This is a genomic window from Desmonostoc muscorum LEGE 12446, from assembly GCF_015207005.2.
In the GTDB taxonomy this organism is placed as follows: domain Bacteria; phylum Cyanobacteriota; class Cyanobacteriia; order Cyanobacteriales; family Nostocaceae; genus Nostoc; species Nostoc muscorum.
On record NZ_JADEXS020000001.1, the window covers coordinates 6,447,096 to 6,463,847 of the forward strand.

The following is a 16,752-nucleotide window of genomic DNA, read 5'->3' on the forward strand; positions in this document are numbered from 1 at the left end:
CTCCTGATATTAAGTGCGAGTAGCGACAAAGGGAAATAAACGGCGAGTTAATTTGGGAATAAAGGCAAATTTCCCCTCGTGAAGATAGCGATAGTGTTCCCACAATTCCCAATAGGGGCTACCAGTTTTAATCCGTATGCCAGCCCAATGTAGATATTTTAGTCGTTGTCCCTGGTCATAGAGCGCGTAGTCTTGCTGTTGGAAATTTCGTGAACCCGCCCAACTACCAGGCCCTCCTCCAGGAATTTTGACGAGATTACCACGTTTGGCAATCAGTTTGAGAACTAAATAATTTAAAATTGGTTGGTCTGTAACTCCTTCGGAAAAATCAAAATATTCCCGATGCGTTGCACATTCGCGCAAGGTTTCATCCATTTGTTCTTCGGTAATTGTTCCTTTTTTGGCAGCCCAAAAACCGCTGTTGAAAACATCTTCAAGTTGGGTATCTGAAAAAATTTGTTGTTCTTTGACTAATGGCGAAAAAATATTTCGCAGCTTGTCATTGGCGTGATGATAATCACAACAGAAGAAATCGACTTCTGCAAGTTTGTCTAAATTGTCAGCAATTTTTTCAAAAACTACAATATCTGTATCAATATAAATAAACTCATCTAAAGGACCAAACCACGCCACTAGTTTACGCATTTTGTTGGGTAAGGCGAGGAAATCTCGATCAAAAATTTCGCCGATGCGTTGGGTAAATTTATCAATAAATTCTAAATCGGGGAAAATTTGCACGTTGTGTAAGGTACTAAGTTGCTCTGCTACCTTGTGATAATTTTCATTAAAAGGTATGAGATAAATTGTTACTTCTGGGTCATAGTAACGAATACTATTAAGTAAGGCGATCGCATTATCGATAACTCGATCATTGGCAACGATATAAATTCCCCTGCTCATAAATTATCCTTGTTTAATTAACTTAAGTTTTTTCAAAGTCCTAGTCAGGAAATTTGGTGGTGAAGCATTATAGTGTTTGGGAGGATGTTTAAATACGGGAAGTTTCTCTGGTTCATGTAGGTAACGATAATAAAGAAATAAATCTCGATAAGGAAACTCAATATTTTCTCCAGCGCATACTGCTTGATTAACTGTAGGAGGAATTCCAATATAATGAAGGTAAGTTAATCGATTACCTTTGTCATACAAAATTCTTTCTTTTTCCTCAAAATGTAAAGAAGTGACAGTACATCCAGTGATCTGATTATTTGGTAAATGATGAGCAAAGTTGTAAATGGGTATACCCAAACGCATAAACATATAATTGAGAACTGGCTGGTCTCCTGTAGAATAGAGAATTTCCTGTTCTCCATTTCTTAAATAAGATAATAATTCTGCTATTTTTTCTTGATTAAATAAACCTTTTTTAGAAGCATAAAATCCAGAACAAAATATTTCTTTAGAGATGCGCTGTTCAGGAAAAACTTTAAATAATTTGGAGGAATTGACGTTATAAACTTTATCTGGGTATTTAAACTGAAAATCGTAAACAACACAGTCATATTGATTCAATCTATCAAAAACAAAATCTAGTGAATTCATCACTATAGTATCAGCATCCAAATAAACAAATTTATCAAATGGCCCATCAAAGGCACAAAATCTTCGATGACCACCATAAATTCTATATTTATGTTTGTTCATACTAGCAGGACTAGCCTCTAGCATAAATTCATCCCAGCGCTTGATAGATTCTTGATCGTCGAAAAGAAATACATTGGGACGTTTAGCTATTTCTTCAGCAATGCGTTGTGTTTGGTCATCAAAAGGATAGATACAGACAGGGGTTTCTTTGCCTAGTATCACATCAATACTATTGAGCAAAGCTACCAGTTGATCGAAAACATAATCATTAGCAAGAGTACAAATACCATTCATAATTTATGAGTGTTGAACAACAAAGTCTGACAACCAATTAAGCAGATTTAATTTGTGTAAAATGATTTGACGTGCTTCGGCGATCGCATCTTTTGCCTGATACCAAAAGTCAGGCGTTGCTGTCACTTCTTGGATATAAGCAATGCCTTTTTCATCTAAACTGGGCAATCTTAAAAAACTACCCGGTGGTAATAATTTATCAGCAGCCGGGCCACCATAATAAATTGGCAGGCACCAAGCCAGTAAACTATCCCAAAGTTTTTCACTTACATACCAATTATTATCAGCATAGTTTTCAATTGCTAAATTGTAATAGTATGGTGCCATGCCATACCATTTATTACCCAATTCTCCTGATTTTTTCGCCCATTCTGGTAAATTGCGCCCATACAAATCAAACTTAATACCACTCGATTGTAGAGATTGCAAAAAGTCTAAACGCTGGCGATGGTTGGCTGTGCGGTTAATTCCTGAAGTAATCCAACTACATGGGGCAACTTTTTGGGGAGGTGGCATTTCATTTAAATCTTGAAATGTATTTGAATGATACCAAATAGCGGGCATATAGTCAGGAATAGGGGCAAAATCATCAGGACCAGAAATGTAACCGCAATATTTTTGGGCTTGTTGATAATTATGATTATTGATTTCTAAAACTTCATCTAAGGGCGGTTCTCTTAGTAGATAAATAATCCGTTCTTTGTTGACACCACGCAGGAGAGAATCAAGATTAACGGCTGATTTTTGCTGGCGTTTGCGGAAGCGATCAAACCATGATTGTTGCGGCGCTGGTTGGGGAAAATCAAATTGATACATTAGCAAAAAATCTGGTTTTGCTGCTAGGGCTTGCATTTGTATATTGCCCCAAATTCCAAATTGATGGGGGGTTTGCTGCCAAAGCCAATCGGCTCTAGTTTCTAAACCTCGATAGCTGCTAATCATTCCTACTGTTTTCATCGTCATTTGTTATTTGGAAATAATAATTTGTTGGTTCATGCAGGGGCGCCGAGAGGAATGAGGAGTTTAGATGGGTTTTTCTAGCGGTTGAAGTAGAGATTTATCGACGTAATTTAGGATTTTTGCGGCTCTGTTTTCCCAAGAGAATTGTTTTACAAATTCGATGCTATTTGGGTAACCTTCTATTTTTCGGGGATGAGTTTCTAGGACTCGCTTTAAACTTTCGGCAAATTTGCTGGGGTTATCTGGTTCACACCAAGCAGCTATGGCTTGGGTATTTTGGAACTCAATTAATGATGGAATTTCTGTAGCAACGATGGGAGTCCCTGAGGCGAAATAGTCAAACAATTTTAAGGGAGATGTAAAAGTTGCGGCTTTTCCTGAACAATGGGGGTGAGCTAAAACATCTGCTGCTTGTAACAAAGATGCTAATTCGTTCTGTAAGACATAACCCAAAAATTTAATGTTGTGAACTTGTTTTTCTTTGACTAATTTTTGATAGTATTCGACTTCTGTTGGTTTACCGCCTGCACAGGCAAATTGCACATTTGGCATTTCTTGAGCTACTTCAATTAATACATCAATACCTTTAAATTGCTGTATGGCTCCTGCATAAACTACTAATTTTTGGCTTTCGTCTCGCAAGAGCTTTTGACGCCATTCTGCTGCTTTTTGTGGTTGTCGCTCCATAAATAAGCGATTAAAACCGTTGTGCAGCGTAATCACTTTTTCTGGCGGCATACCATTTTTAATCATGCTTTCGCGGATAGTTTCTACAACTGTGATGGTAATTTGTAACAGCGGATTGTTGACTATTTCTGGCTCAAATGGTTTTTCTTCGTGGTGGTGATGTTCGTAAATTGCTGGAACACCATTTTTAATAGCAGCTTTGATAAAATTCCAGTTGCGGCTGTGGACAATTTTGGTAGTTGGAAGTATGTGAAAGGGTAAATAATATTTGCAGGCGATGGTGTTAGAATCGGTGAATTTGCTGGGGAAATGGTCAATTGGCCAAGGCATCGGTAAGGGCGCAACTTTTAATTTGTCATGGAGGTTGTAATATTTAATAAGTTCGGTTGGTGTTTTTTTCGGTTGAAAAGGACGCGCTAAATTAATTAGGTTACTGGGATTTATTTTTTTGTCCAGGTATACCAAAACTGCGGAATAACCCAAGTTGGCGGCGGCATTAGCAGCATTTGTAGATTGGACTAAATGAGCCTCTGGCTGGGGCAGTTCTTCCCCAATGAAGTAAATATAGTGTTTTTTATTATTACCATTTTTCATAATTTTAGGCTTTAATATTATCCTCAAATTTTTCTAAGTTATCCAGCAAATATATAGCAGATTCATAACTTTCAGAAATAAATTGAATTTGTTCTTCGAGGCTGTATATCAAATTATCTGATAGAGAGCGGAGAGAGCTAATAATGAGATTCAAAGAAGTCCGAAATTCAACTGATATTTGATTAAAAGTTTGATAATGAATACTGATAACATTCTGATTTTGGTCGGAAATTGAAAGGATTTGCCCCCTGATTTGCGAGTTAATAACGTCATCAAAAACATCAATGGTGTTGAGAATTCTCCAAGCTGATTTGTAAGAGTCTTCAATTAATTCCTGGCGTTCTTCGGCATCATCTACCAAATCATCAAGTAATAAGCGCAAAAATCCAATCATCGAATTTAATTGGGTGCGAATTTCGTGGGAGATGCGGAGTAAGCTTTGATTTTGTTTGGCAACATTTTCAGGACGTTCAGCAAATTGCATTGAGTAGAGGCGTGAGTAATAACCACCTTTTTGTAAAAGTTCTTCATGGGTTCCTACTTCTACTACTTGTCCTTGATCTAATACGGCAATTTGATTGGCTTTTTGGACTGTGGAAAGGCGGTGAGCAATTACTAATGTGGTACGATCGCGGCTGAGTTCATCGAGTGCAGCTTGTACTAAGCGTTCGGAAACGGTGTCTAAAGCGCTGGTGGCTTCATCTAAAATCAAAATTTCGGGATTTTGCACTAATGCGCGGGCGATCGCTAATCTTTGCCTTTGTCCGCCAGATAACATAACGCCGCGATCGCCAATTAAAGTGTCAAATCCCTGAGGTAATTTGCTAATAAATTCATAAGCATTCGCCCGCTTGGTGGCTGTAATAATTTCATCATCAGTCGCCTCAGGGCACCCATAGGCGATGTTATTTTTTACTGAATCATTAAAAAGAAAGGTATCTTGACTAACAATTCCCATGCGCCTACGCAGGGATACCACATCAAATTGCCGTAAATCGATGCCGTCAATAGTAATAGCACCAGCGATCGGATCGTAAAATCTCGGCAAAAGATCTGCTATGGTCGATTTTCCAGCACCAGAACCGCCTACTAATGCTAAAGTCGTGCCACGCGGTAAATATAAATTTACATCCTTGAGGACTAACTTTTCATGACCAGGGTAAGCAAAACACAGAGAATTAAAAGATACTCCCTCTTGTAATTTTGTGTAGGGAAGCTTACCGTTGCCCATGAATGGCTTATCATCCAAACTTAAAAATTCATTTGCTACATCCACGCTGGCGGCGGTACTAGCAAAGTTGCTGCGAATAGTATTTAGCTGAGAAAGTAATGGTAATACTCGCAGCAACACTAATAAATATGTCAGAAGTACCGTAGAAAGCGAAGAAATTTCATTAGCAAAGAAAGTTTTACTCAAAATTACAATCAGCAACAAAGCTGTAATACCCATCACCTCACCTATGGGTGTGATTGCTTCTGAGTTAACCTGAGATCGGAAATCTGCTAATTCGCGATCGCGGATTAATTTTTTAATCCGTTCGTATTCTTTTTCTTCATTTCCTGTGGCCTTGACTAACCGAATTCCGTTCAAAGTTTCCAGCACAGAAATTGAATATGCTTTCGACATCTCACTCAGCATCTTCCCAAAAATTTTAGAACGGGAAATAGCATACTGATTGACTAAGGTCACCAACGACAACAACAGCGTAGCCGCAATGGTTAACTGCCAAGAGATTGACAGCAATAAACCAACAAAAACTAAAATAGTGATTCCCAAAATAACTATTTTAACTGTACTACCTACAGCACTAGCAGCACGTCCAATTTCTCCACCAAGACGGTTGATTAAATCACCAACTTTCGTTTTTGCATAATAATCTATATCAATTTCTAGTAATAGTTTTAATCCTGATTCTCGCATATCCGCTGTCAGCTTGCGAGTTAGAGAACTCGATGCTAATGCGCTAGCATAAGTAGCTAAATTTTTTAAAATAATTGTGAATATAATTGCCCCAGCCATTACTCCTATCCGATAATTTTCTGGAGTATTATCAAATGGAGATATCATCCTTCTGAGGATGGGAGGCGCAGTAGTTAAATCTACTTCTTGTCCGACAATTTTTAAAACTATCGGCACAATTAAAGCTGTGCTAATCCCATTAAATAAAGCTCCAGAAAATCCTAACAATATTGTCAGCAGAATCAAACCTGGATAGGGTTTTGCGAATCTTAGTAGTAGTTTTCTGGTAGACATGGGGTATTTTAATTAATATGATTCATAACTGGGCAATTACTGACTTGAGTGTAGAAGCCATAGCCTCTATACTATAGTGTTCTACACATCTTTGTCTTGCCTTAATACCTTGAGCGTTTGCTGACTCTAAATTGTGAAAAATAAATTGAATTTTTTCAGCAAGTTGTTCGGGACAACCAGGCTCGACTAAATAACCAGTGTCACCTAAAATTTGGGGAATATCTCCAACGCTTGTTGATAATACAGGTTTAGCCATTGCCATACCATCTGTCAACTTCAAGGGAAATTGAGCGCGGGTTTCTGGAGTATCTCGTTGTGGAACAATTACAATGTGAGCAGCCGCTACTAAATCAGGCATAACATCAGCTGGATAATTTGGTAATTTGATCATCCAGCGTCCCCATCGTTGTTGAAGTTGTTCATCATAATTATCATAAGGACTGCCACCGACAATCACCAGTTTTAAATCTGGCTGATTAATTTTATCCAGTGCTATGAGAACATCTTCTAAACCTTTATAAGGTCTTGGTGCGCCAGGAAACATTAAAATTCGATATTCAGATAAACCGTAACGACTTCTACTTTCTTCAGAATTGTATCGAGCAGGGTCAAATAAGGAGGTATCCTTACCGTTGGGAACATAGTGACCGCCAAAACGCTGCTGCAAAAAGTTAGTATGTACCGTTACTGCATTAGCTTGACTCACTAAACCTTCCATCCATTTCAAGTACAAAGGATGATTAGGTTTCCTCAAAACTCCATCTTTTTTAAGTAAATCTCTAGCTAGTTGGTTGAGTGTAGGACGATAACGCCATTCGTCACCACCATACCAGCTAAGTTCCCAGTCATCTATATCTAAAATTACTGGTATTTTGCTGTAGAGTTTATTTAATAGTGCAACACCAAAACTTGCTGGCTGAGGTTTGATTGCATAAATAATATCTCCATCAATATTTTTTAAAATTTGACGAATAGATTTCAAAAAACCTGGATAATTTGAGCCATTGACAGCATAAACTTGATCTTCAGAAGAAATTGCTTTGTATAACTCTTGACCAAATATAAAACCCAATATTTGCACTTCATACCCTAAGCTAATCAGGGCTTTTTTTAATAAAGATGCACGAATAAACCCATCGTTAGTTGATAAATTCCAGACCAGCAGTGATATTCTTAATTTTTCTCTCATTACCACCTGTTTTCCTATTTATAAGTTATTTTTTCCGCCAGGGATTTGTAATTTGATTCGGTAAAAATACTTTAGCCAATCTATCAAAAATCCTTGTGTATAAGGAACGAGTAATATTTTTAGCATACTGGGGTCGATAAGGATATGTACAGTGAAGGACTTTTATTTGATCCTCAACGTTATAAGCATCCTGCCATTTACTGAGATAATTATAGGTAGGTGGTAGTATTTTCATGTGGGGGCGTACAGATGCGATCGCTGAAGCAAAAGCCCCTTGGTCTTTTAAAAGCAATTTATCTTGGTTATTTTTGACAATCTCAAAATAATATTGAAATTTATCAAAAAATACCTGGTTGATTTCTGTTTTCCTAAAAGCTATAAAACCGCCATTATATTGCACGCTATCCGCTTGCAAAGGTAACCCTAAAGATTGCAGAATTGGCAAGACATTAGGCAAAAGTTCTTCTTGTTTACCACGCAATAAATTTGTAGCTTTTGCAATAGAAGGTTGCACATCTTCAGTTAATAAGAAATCATATTCATCCATATACTCAAATACGTCATTGATATCGGAAAGCAAGCAAATATCTGAATCTAGGTAAATAGTTTTATCAAATTCAGAAGCAGCATAGAGAGCCAGTTTTGCTTGCCGTGATGCTAAAACAGTATTTTCATTCGTGGGGACAGGCTTTAAAATTACATTTTTGAAAGCCTTGAGCAAAGGATAGAGAACTGGTGGAACCTGGTCAATTAAAATAATTATTGGTTCCTGATGAAACTTTCTAACCGCAGCTAGGAAATGAATACAATCTTGAAAAGGGTAAAGTCCAGTTAAAATTGTAATAAATCCTCTAGTTTCTGTTGTCATAAATTCAACTAATAATTATTTTGTAGGTAAGGATTCAGGCTATGTATCTAATTTCAGAAATTTTGCTCTAGTTTTCGTTATAGCCAAATACGATAAAATATCAACTGGATAATTTCTGATTTTTAAAAGCAAAAATAATAAAATAAATCTAACTTTGCATTTGTATATTTTCCCAGAGAAATTTTACTGATAAATTCATCTGAAGTTGACTTTTTTTAAGTATAATTACCGTAAAAGCACGGTTGTATATTATCATAGTTAAAGTTGCATTAGAGCTATAATTAATCAAGTATAAATACTTGATATAGCTTGTGCAGGTAGCACTATTACTTACTTAAATGTAGGATTGCTACTCAATACTAAACATCTATGTTGTAAGGGAGACAGAGGTAATGCAAGTAATCCGTCTGGAAGCACTCTCAGACAACTATATATTTTTGTTACACGTAGACGCGGAGCGGCTTGTCGGCAGACATCGCCAACAAAACATCGCTGCTGTTGTCGATCCAGCGGAGCCTCAACCAGTATTAAAGAAACTGGCAGAACTAAAGGCTGATTTGGTAGCGATTTTCAACACCCACCATCATAACGATCATGTGGGTGGTAACAAGCGGTTGATGGAACAATTCCCCCAACTGATAGTTTATGGGGGAGCCGAGGATCGTGGTAGAATTCCCGGACAGCAGGTGTTTTTGCAACAAGGCGATCGCGTGCAGTTTGCAGACCGCATAGCTGAAGTAATCTTCGTTCCTGGACATACTCGCGCTCATATCGTTTACTACTTTCCCCCTGAAAAATCTGGTGAGACGGGCGAATTATTTTGTGGCGATACCTTATTTTCTGGAGGTTGCGGTAAGTTGTTTGAAGGAACGCCGACACAAATGGTAGATTCTTTAAGCAAAATTCGCTCATTACCAGATGATACACGCGTCTGGTGTGCCCACGAATACACTTTAAAAAATCTGAAATTTGCTCTCAGTCTCGATAGCAACAACACAGACTTACAAAAGTACTTCGATCAAGTCCAGGCTTATCGGAATCGAGGAGAAGCCACCATACCCTCGCTGCTGGGAGTCGAGAAACGCACCAATCCCTTTTTACGTTGGGATCACCCGTCATTACAATCAGCTGTTAACAAGAGCGATGCAGTCCAAAGCTTTGCACGGATACGGGAAATGAGAGATAACTTTTAGTTATTGGGGACTGGGGATTGGGGACTGGGGAATAGGAAATAAATAAGGAATACTTTCTCAATACCCACCCAATATTCAATACCCAATCCCTAATCCCTAGTCCCCAGTCCCTAATCCCTTCAACTTTCTAACTCGAATAGTTGCGATCGCCCCCTGCGTTTCGCTAGGATCTGTAAGCTTTAGGGTATAGGCGAAGCCGCTCTTAATACGGCACTGACATTGTGGAGTATTCTGGCGAAACCCAAATTAATCATATCTTACAGGAAAAACGAAAAACGATGGCGAAGCGCGTGCAGTTAGTTTTAAATAAGGATATCAGCAAGCTGGGCAAATCTGGCGACTTAGTGGAAGTAGCTCCTGGCTACGCTCGTAATTATCTGATTCCTCAGAAATTGGCAACCCATGCCACTCCTGGTATTCTCAAGCAAGTAGAACGCCGTCGGGAACAAGAGCGTCAACGGCAATTAGAACTCAAGCAACAAGCTCTTGAGCAAAAAGAATCTCTAGAAAAAGTTGGCAGCTTGACAATTCCCAAACAAGTTGGTGAAAACGAAGCTATTTTCGGTACAATTACCGCTCAAGATGTTGCAGACGCAATTAAGGCAGCCACCGGTCAAGAAGTAGATCGCCGTGGTATTACCATTCCCGATATTAACCACCTTGGTACTTATCAAGCTGAAATCAAGCTGTTCTCAGAAGTAACAGCGCAAATTGATATTCAAGTCGTGGCTAGTTAAGTTACGCGGGGGATGAAGGAGATGAGGGAGATGAGGGGGATGAGGGAGATGAGGGAGATGAGGAGAATAATTCTTAACTCCTAACTCAGCACTCAGAATTCCCTACTCCCTACTCCCTACTCCCCACTCCCTACTACCTTTCATCTCAAAACTTAAAATCGTTTTATGGCTGAACAACTGAGTTTTAAAGGTGATGGTAGCGATCGCTTGCCACCCCAAAATATCGAGGCGGAAGAGGCGATTTTGGGTGGTATTTTGCTAGATCCAGAAGCGATTAGTCGAGTTAGCGATCGCCTGGTTCCCGAAGCTTTTTATATTAGCGCTCACAAAGATATTTATCAAGCAGCAATCAGGCTCCACGCACAAGGCAAACCCACAGACTTGCTCTCAGTTACAAGTTGGCTAACTGACCATGAAATACTTGCGCGTATTGGTGGGAGAAATAAATTAGCAACTTTGGTAGACCGCACAGTGTCAGCTGTGAACATTGACGCCTTAGCAGGGTTAGTGATGGAAAAATACCTGCGGCGAGAATTAATTAAAGCTGGCAATGAAATTGTGCATCTTGGTTATGAAACAGAAACCGAATTACCAATTGTTTTAGACAAAGCAGAACAGAAAGTTTTCGGCGTTACTCAAGAGCGTCCGCAATCAGGTTTAGTTCATATTTCTGATACTCTAATTAATAATTTCCAGGATATTGAAGATAGAAATCAAGGCATTGCCTTACCTGGAATTCCCTGCGGATTTTACGATTTAGATGCTCTTACCAGCGGCTTTCAGCGTTCGGATTTAATTATTGTTGCTGCTAGACCTGCAATGGGAAAGACCAGCTTTTCGATGAACATTGCACAATATATTGCCAATTACGAAATTAATATCAAGGGTGATAATAATATTGACCAGCGGAAAAAACTACCAGTTGCTGTTTTTAGTTTGGAAATGTCTAAAGAACAGCTGACACAACGTCTCTTAGCCAGCGAGGCACAAATTGAAAGTAGTTATCTGCGGAGTGGACGCCTTAGCCAAACACAATGGGAACCTTTAAGCCGTGCTATTGGTACTCTTTCTGAGATGGCAATTTATATTGACGATACGCCCAATATTACTGTTACACAAATGCGTAGTCAAGCAAGGCGACTGCAAGCAGAACAAGGAATATTGGGTTTGATTGTCATAGATTACTTGCAATTAATGGAAGGTGCAGGTGATAATCGCGTACAAGAATTATCAAAAATTACGCGTCAACTCAAAGGTTTAGCGCGTGAATTATCTGTACCAGTTATTGCTTTATCTCAGTTGAGTCGGGGTGTGGAAGCACGTACTAATAAACGCCCGATGTTGTCAGATTTGAGAGAATCAGGTTCGATCGAACAAGACGCAGATTTAGTAATCATGTTATATCGAGACGAATATTACTCTCCAGATACTCCCGATCGCGGCATTGCAGAAGTGATAATAGCTAAACACCGTAACGGGCCTACAGGTACTGTGAAACTTTTATTCAATCCACAGTTTACCAAGTTTCAAAATCTTAAACTTTGAATTGGGGACTGGGGACTGGGGACTGGGAAATAAATATTGACGTACACGGGTAGGGGCACAACATGTTGTGCCCCTACGATTATCGGCGTTGCTGATTTCATGTATGAAAACGATTGTGCATGATATCAAAATCCTTGTAGAGACGTTGCATTGCAACGTCTCTACACCTGGATTCATACCGCAATTCACCAACGCCCGATTATCTGTACCTCAGCAAGTTGCAATCTGCTGTAATACCCAATACCCAGTACCCAATCCCTACTTAACTCCTAGCAATTCCACATCAAATAGCAGGGTAGCGTTAGGCGGAATTACGCCACCAGCACCACGAGAACCATAACCTAACTCTGGCGGGATGATTAACTGACGACGACTCCCTACTTTCATCGTGCTAAGTCCTTCGTCCCAACCTTTGATTACTTGGCCGAGGCCGATTTTAAATTTAAAAGGTTGACCGCGATCGCGTGAACTATCAAACTGAGTACCATCTTCTAAGGTGCCGACATAGTGAACCTCTACCGTTTGTCCACGTTCAGGAGTCGCCCCAGTCCCCTCTGTTAACTCAACGTATTTTAATCCAGAGGGGGTGGTTACGACATTGGCATCAGACGAGGGGGTGTTTACCGCATCGGCATCAGACATAATATGACTCGCAATTAAGATATTGTTTTCAGTTAGAATTGTGGCCGCTGGAGGCGTTGAGGTTAATTGGTCAGCAATGGCAGTATTCTGTTTACTGCTTATTTGCCCCACAACCAAAAGCACAACACACACCAGCATGAACGCCACACTCAGGAAAATTGGTTTCAAAATCAGTTCTCCCTACTTAGGTAGCCTGGTAAAAACATTACCAACAGGACACATTTAGTTTAAATCAGAAAGGACAACCTAACGCCAAAGCTTATTTTCTAAATCGCGCACTTGACGCTCTAAACGGTCAATTCTACCCCGAAGTTCGTCCACTTCCGACTGACGAGCCACCCCCAAATCCTGCATCATATTTCGCATTTGCCTTTGCATCTGGACATCCCAGTTTCCTTGCTCTGACTTTAACTGCTGGGCAATATCATCTATAACCGCCTTGGCTTGTTCAGGATTGAGCTTACCATCCTTGACCAATTCATCGCTGACTTCCCGCAGTTTTTCTGCAACTAAAGACGTTGTACCAATACCCACCATCATTAGCTGTTGCAACCAGTTGTTGTTGCTGTCCATACTCCCTATCCTCTTAAATTTATTTCAAACAGCCGACCCTAGCTCCTGAGTGTACGCGATCGAGCTATGCTATAAGCGTAGTTACTCTAGCCTACACCTCTATTTTGGCAAATTGCCGGAGGCAGGCATCAAAGAACGTGGTTATAGAACTCCTCAAGTTTAAAGTTGCCCCTGATTTCCAGGAAAATTTTATCCAGAAAGATGCAGAAATTTGGACAACAGCACTGGCTGAGTATCCTGGATTTCTTGGTAAAGAAGTTTGGCTCAACCCCAACGACGCCTCAGAAGTTATCTTCATCATTCGTTGGGAAACTTTTGAACACTTGGATGGAATACCCGAACAAGAATTAGAAGCTATTGAAGCTAAGTTCGTCCAAGCATTAGGAAAGTTCTACCCAATTGTGGAGTCTGCAAACTATCAAGTTTTAAAAGGATTGGCTGACTAGAGTCGCTACTACACAAAGTTTAGCCCACAACAAGTATTCAGCTAGATGCTGGTTGTAATATATTATTTAACAACCTGTAGTCGTTGGCACTAATTATAGCTACGATAAAGAATGTGTAAATTTTTTATCTTCGAGCTACAGTATTGCTGATTCACATACAGGTAAAACTACTGACATGGATACTAACGAGTTAAAGTTTCTCTTAAAGTTATTGGGATTTACCGATTATCGAGCAGGGCTTAACGCCTTTGATGCTTTTAAGACTGAGAAAAATAAAATTTGTAAAGCATTAGGCGATCGCGAGCTGGTAGACTATACCCGCGAGATTACCACAGTTAAAATTTTACCGCCTGGTCAAGCGGTACTCAAAGATCCAGGCCAAGTGCCCATCGCAGATAAAGAACTCAAGGTACTAGAGAAGATCGGTAATGCTTCGGCTAAAATCGCTCCCAGCAAAATCACTTCACCGAAAGCTGCGGAACGAGATGCGATATTGGAGGTATTGAGCGATCGGGGTTTGATTGAAGCTGAAAGAGGAATTAAAAAGGCAAAAGCTGAAGTTTGGCTAACCCAACGAGGAATTGAGTATTTACGGGATGATTACAGCCCCAACAAAGGCTCTAACCCAGTCCTCAGCTTGGAATTGCTGGGTAATTACCTACGCTTTTTACGAAAAACTCTGCGGGTGAAGCCAGAGGAAGTTTCTACTGCGCTACCTACCATCAATACCGCTGATAAAGAAATCAGTGATGAAGAAATTTTACAAATTATTGAGAAATTAGACCGAGAAAAGGGTACTGACAATTATTTGCCCATTTTCCATCTGCGGCAAAAATTACAACCGCCATTATCACGGGATGAATTAGATAAGGCTTTATATCGTTTGCAAGCGAGCGATCGAATTGATTTGAGTTCCCTATTAGATCCGACACCCTACACTCCAGAACAAATTGATGCTGGAATTTTACAAAAGGTGGGTGGTTCGCTGTTCTTTATCACTGTGAACTAACAATACATACACTTTTTTCATCAAAATTAAGTTTGCTCAATTATCCGAATTAATTATGGCATCTATCAACGACATTATTAAACGCGAGGTTAACCCGTTTGACCTAGTAAATTTGAAGACGGGTAATTTTTGGGGTCAAAATCAAGAATTAGAGTCTGTGGTCGAGTCAATTCATCAAGAAGCAATAACAGAAATTGAAGGATTTCTCGATTTAGTAGCTAGAGATAATCGTAGTCGTACTGTTTTACTTGTAGGTGATGCTGGTTCTGGCAAAAGCTATCTTTTAAGTAGACTAAAACACACCTTTAACTCAAAAGCCTTTTTTGCTTATATAGGGCCTTGGGTTGATAACGATTACATGTGGCGTCATCTGCTAAGGAATACAGTTGATAGTTTAATTCAAGTACCAGAAGGACAGGAAGAGTCTCAGTTAATACTGTGGCTGAAAAATTTATCTATTTTCACAAAAACCAATCTGAAAAAGCAGCTTTTTAATGATAGCTTTTGGCAATTATTATTAGGCGATCGCCAAAAGTTTATTAATCATCTTAAAAAGACCTATTTAAAAGCAGGTATCTACAATCCTGATGTTTTTTTTGGAGTGTTACACGATCTGACAGATCCAGAACTGTACCCTTTAGCCTGTGAATGGTTAAGAGGAGATAATTTAAGCGAAGAATCAATGCAAGCTTTGAGACTTAGACACTGCATTGATGCAGAAGACGCAGCAAAGAATATTTTAGCTAATTTTGGTAAAATTTCTAGTGCAACTCAACCGATTGTCTTATGCTTTGACCAAGTTGAAACCTTGCCAAATTGGACTTCTAATCCTCAACCTTTATTTAATATAAATACTACTATCCATAGCGAAAATCTCAAAAACTTTCTAATTATTATCAGTATAGTCACCAATGGTTATAAGCAAAGTTATCGTTACATTCAACAGTCAGACAAAGCCAGAATCGATCGATTAGTATCACTAAAACCCATTAATTTGAATCAAGCAGAAGCACTTTGGGCTTATCGATTACAAAGTATACATCAACAAGCTAATCCTAAGCCTGATTTACCTATTTTTCCCTTAAATAGACAATTGTTACAGGAAAATTTTCCTGGTGGTAAAACTATGCCAAGAACTGCGTTTATTATTGGCAGGTTAGAGTATCAAGAATATAAACTTTTTCTATTGAAAGAAATTATAGTAATTAATATACCATCAAAGACGCCAGAACAGTCAAAAGGTCAACCACGACTAATAGATATTAAAATAGTAAAAAATGATTTTCCTCCAAATATTAATGATCAACAAAAAGAACAGGCTGAGTTTCAATTAATCTGGCAGCAAGAATATAAAAAAGTTCAGGATAAGATAGCTAAAATTTCTCTTTTAGCAGCACCTGACCTCATACGGATGGTGCAAGAAACTTTAGAGGCATTACAAGTACAGACAATTAAGCCTAAACTAATCAGTGGTACTTATGCAAGCTATTCGTTAAGTTATCAACTGCCATCTAAGCGAGAAAATATAGGAATAGTCTGGACAGAAGACGCTAATATGAATAGTTTTTATAACGTGATGAATGCTTGTCAAAGAGCGATTCAGAACAATCTTTGTCAAACTCTATATTTAATTAGAATTGCAAGTGTAGGAAATGCAAAACTCGTTGGTAATCAAATTTATAGTCAGATTTTCACTGGCACTAAGCATATTCACCTCAAACCAAATCTTGCTTCCGTTCACTACTTAGCGACATACCATAGCTTAGTTAATTCTTCACTTGCTCAGGAATTAGTTGTTGCTGGTAAAGCTATTACTTTATCAGCACTACAATCTTTAATCCGTGAGTCTAAAATTTTAGAACAATGTACTTTATTGCAAGATTTAGGAATTCTTGCCAAGCAACAACCTGAAAAAATTAATGTAAATAAAACTAAAGATTTACGACCAGTTAAAGATTTCTTGTTGAATTTAGTAAAAACTCAAGGTTATATGGGAGTACCTACTTTAATCTCACAGGGAGTTAGTCAATTTTCTTATGTAGAAGAAACTGAAACTAAACATCTAATTGACTTATTATGTCAGGAAAATAAAGTAAAAATTATTAACCCTAAATCTAAGTTGGAAGATCAGTTAATCCGTTTACTCACTAACTAGATAAATGTTAATCAAGCTTTAG

At 38.7% G+C, this 16,752-nt stretch carries 15 protein-coding genes; 6 read left to right on the top strand and 9 right to left on the bottom strand.

The window, feature by feature from the left end; translation table 11 throughout:
* Window positions 1–9: 9 nt before the first annotated feature.
* Genes IQ276_RS26985 through IQ276_RS27015 form a run of 7 tightly spaced genes read right to left on the bottom strand, consistent with a single transcriptional unit; the run spans window position 10 to window position 8,430 of the window.
* Entirely contained in the window at window positions 10–900 is an 891-nt protein-coding gene (locus IQ276_RS26985; protein ID WP_193917374.1) for an Npun_R2821/Npun_R2822 family protein, read from the bottom strand.
* Between the two features lie 3 nt (window positions 901–903).
* Window positions 904–1,878: an Npun_R2821/Npun_R2822 family protein gene (locus IQ276_RS26990; protein WP_193917372.1), complete on the bottom strand. Its 975-nt coding sequence runs from the start codon at window positions 1,876–1,878 to the stop codon at window positions 904–906.
* Window positions 1,879–1,881: 3 nt separating this feature from the next.
* On the bottom strand, window positions 1,882–2,841 hold the full coding sequence (locus tag IQ276_RS26995; protein ID WP_193917371.1) for a glycosyltransferase family 10 domain-containing protein: 960 nt from the start codon (window positions 2,839–2,841) through the stop codon (window positions 1,882–1,884).
* Window positions 2,842–2,901: 60 nt separating this feature from the next.
* Complete coding sequence (locus IQ276_RS27000) at window positions 2,902–4,119, bottom strand: glycosyltransferase (RefSeq protein ID WP_193917369.1); 1,218 nt, start codon at window positions 4,117–4,119, stop codon at window positions 2,902–2,904.
* 4 nt (window positions 4,120–4,123) lie between these two features.
* A complete protein-coding gene (locus IQ276_RS27005) occupies window positions 4,124–6,373 on the bottom strand; it encodes an ABC transporter ATP-binding protein (RefSeq protein WP_193917368.1) in 2,250 nt (749 codons plus the stop codon).
* Window positions 6,374–6,395: 22 nt separating this feature from the next.
* A complete protein-coding gene (locus tag IQ276_RS27010; RefSeq protein ID WP_193917366.1) occupies window positions 6,396–7,562 on the bottom strand; it encodes a glycosyltransferase family 4 protein in 1,167 nt (388 codons plus the stop codon).
* 25 nt (window positions 7,563–7,587) lie between these two features.
* Entirely contained in the window at window positions 7,588–8,430 is an 843-nt protein-coding gene (locus tag IQ276_RS27015; RefSeq protein ID WP_193917364.1) for a glycosyltransferase family protein, read from the bottom strand.
* Window positions 8,431–8,822: 392 nt separating this feature from the next.
* Here IQ276_RS27015 and gloB point away from each other — a divergent pair, with 392 nt between their 5' ends.
* The 3 genes from gloB to dnaB all read left to right on the top strand — a co-directional run bounded on the left by gloB (window position 8,823) and on the right by dnaB (window position 11,905).
* The gene (gene gloB, locus IQ276_RS27020; protein ID WP_235116012.1) at window positions 8,823–9,623 is read left to right on the top strand and encodes a hydroxyacylglutathione hydrolase; all 801 of its coding nucleotides are present in this window, start codon (window positions 8,823–8,825) and stop codon (window positions 9,621–9,623) included.
* Window positions 9,624–9,901: 278 nt separating this feature from the next.
* Window positions 9,902–10,360: a 50S ribosomal protein L9 gene (gene rplI / locus IQ276_RS27025; RefSeq protein WP_193918474.1), complete on the top strand. Its 459-nt coding sequence runs from the start codon at window positions 9,902–9,904 to the stop codon at window positions 10,358–10,360.
* A gap of 165 nt (window positions 10,361–10,525) precedes the next feature.
* Entirely contained in the window at window positions 10,526–11,905 is a 1,380-nt protein-coding gene (gene dnaB / locus IQ276_RS27030) for a replicative DNA helicase (RefSeq protein WP_193918476.1), read from the top strand.
* 258 nt (window positions 11,906–12,163) lie between these two features.
* On the opposite strand, the gene IQ276_RS27035 is transcribed toward dnaB, so the two are convergent.
* Entirely contained in the window at window positions 12,164–12,715 is a 552-nt protein-coding gene (locus IQ276_RS27035) for an FKBP-type peptidyl-prolyl cis-trans isomerase (RefSeq protein WP_190877713.1), read from the bottom strand.
* Window positions 12,716–12,793: 78 nt separating this feature from the next.
* Window positions 12,794–13,120: a phasin family protein gene (locus tag IQ276_RS27040; RefSeq protein ID WP_190877715.1), complete on the bottom strand. Its 327-nt coding sequence runs from the start codon at window positions 13,118–13,120 to the stop codon at window positions 12,794–12,796.
* 137 nt (window positions 13,121–13,257) lie between these two features.
* On the opposite strand from IQ276_RS27040, the gene IQ276_RS27045 reads away from it, so the two are divergent.
* The 3 genes from IQ276_RS27045 to IQ276_RS27055 all read left to right on the top strand — a co-directional run bounded on the left by IQ276_RS27045 (window position 13,258) and on the right by IQ276_RS27055 (window position 16,730).
* Window positions 13,258–13,566, top strand: coding sequence for a TIGR03792 family protein (locus tag IQ276_RS27045; RefSeq protein ID WP_193918478.1), 309 nt, complete (start codon window positions 13,258–13,260; stop codon window positions 13,564–13,566).
* A gap of 175 nt (window positions 13,567–13,741) precedes the next feature.
* Window positions 13,742–14,575 (top strand): transcription factor RcaD, encoded by an 834-nt coding sequence (locus IQ276_RS27050; RefSeq protein ID WP_193918480.1) that lies wholly within the window; start codon window positions 13,742–13,744, stop codon window positions 14,573–14,575.
* 55 nt (window positions 14,576–14,630) lie between these two features.
* Window positions 14,631–16,730 (top strand): ATP-binding protein, encoded by a 2,100-nt coding sequence (locus IQ276_RS27055; protein ID WP_193918482.1) that lies wholly within the window; start codon window positions 14,631–14,633, stop codon window positions 16,728–16,730.
* Window positions 16,731–16,752 lie beyond the last annotated feature (22 nt).

Bases quoted from the DNA above. Each gene is read 5' to 3' on its own strand.
- IQ276_RS27000 (WP_193917369.1), bottom strand. From the start codon at position 4,119: ATGAAAAATGGTAATAATAAAAAACACTATATTTACTTCATTGGGGAA.
- IQ276_RS27010 (WP_193917366.1), bottom strand. From the start codon at position 7,562: ATGAGAGAAAAATTAAGAATATCACTGCTGGTCTGGAATTTATCAACT.
- IQ276_RS26995 (WP_193917371.1), bottom strand. From the start codon at position 2,841: ATGACGATGAAAACAGTAGGAATGATTAGCAGCTATCGAGGTTTAGAA.
- IQ276_RS27015 (WP_193917364.1), bottom strand. From the start codon at position 8,430: ATGACAACAGAAACTAGAGGATTTATTACAATTTTAACTGGACTTTAC.
- IQ276_RS27005 (WP_193917368.1), bottom strand. From the start codon at position 6,373: ATGTCTACCAGAAAACTACTACTAAGATTCGCAAAACCCTATCCAGGT.
- gloB (WP_235116012.1), top strand. From the start codon at position 8,823: ATGCAAGTAATCCGTCTGGAAGCACTCTCAGACAACTATATATTTTTG.
- IQ276_RS27050 (WP_193918480.1), top strand. From the start codon at position 13,742: ATGGATACTAACGAGTTAAAGTTTCTCTTAAAGTTATTGGGATTTACC.
- IQ276_RS26990 (WP_193917372.1), bottom strand. From the start codon at position 1,878: ATGAATGGTATTTGTACTCTTGCTAATGATTATGTTTTCGATCAACTG.
- IQ276_RS27040 (WP_190877715.1), bottom strand. From the start codon at position 13,120: ATGGACAGCAACAACAACTGGTTGCAACAGCTAATGATGGTGGGTATT.
- IQ276_RS26985 (WP_193917374.1), bottom strand. From the start codon at position 900: ATGAGCAGGGGAATTTATATCGTTGCCAATGATCGAGTTATCGATAAT.
- IQ276_RS27055 (WP_193918482.1), top strand. From the start codon at position 14,631: ATGGCATCTATCAACGACATTATTAAACGCGAGGTTAACCCGTTTGAC.
- dnaB (WP_193918476.1), top strand. From the start codon at position 10,526: ATGGCTGAACAACTGAGTTTTAAAGGTGATGGTAGCGATCGCTTGCCA.
- rplI (WP_193918474.1), top strand. From the start codon at position 9,902: ATGGCGAAGCGCGTGCAGTTAGTTTTAAATAAGGATATCAGCAAGCTG.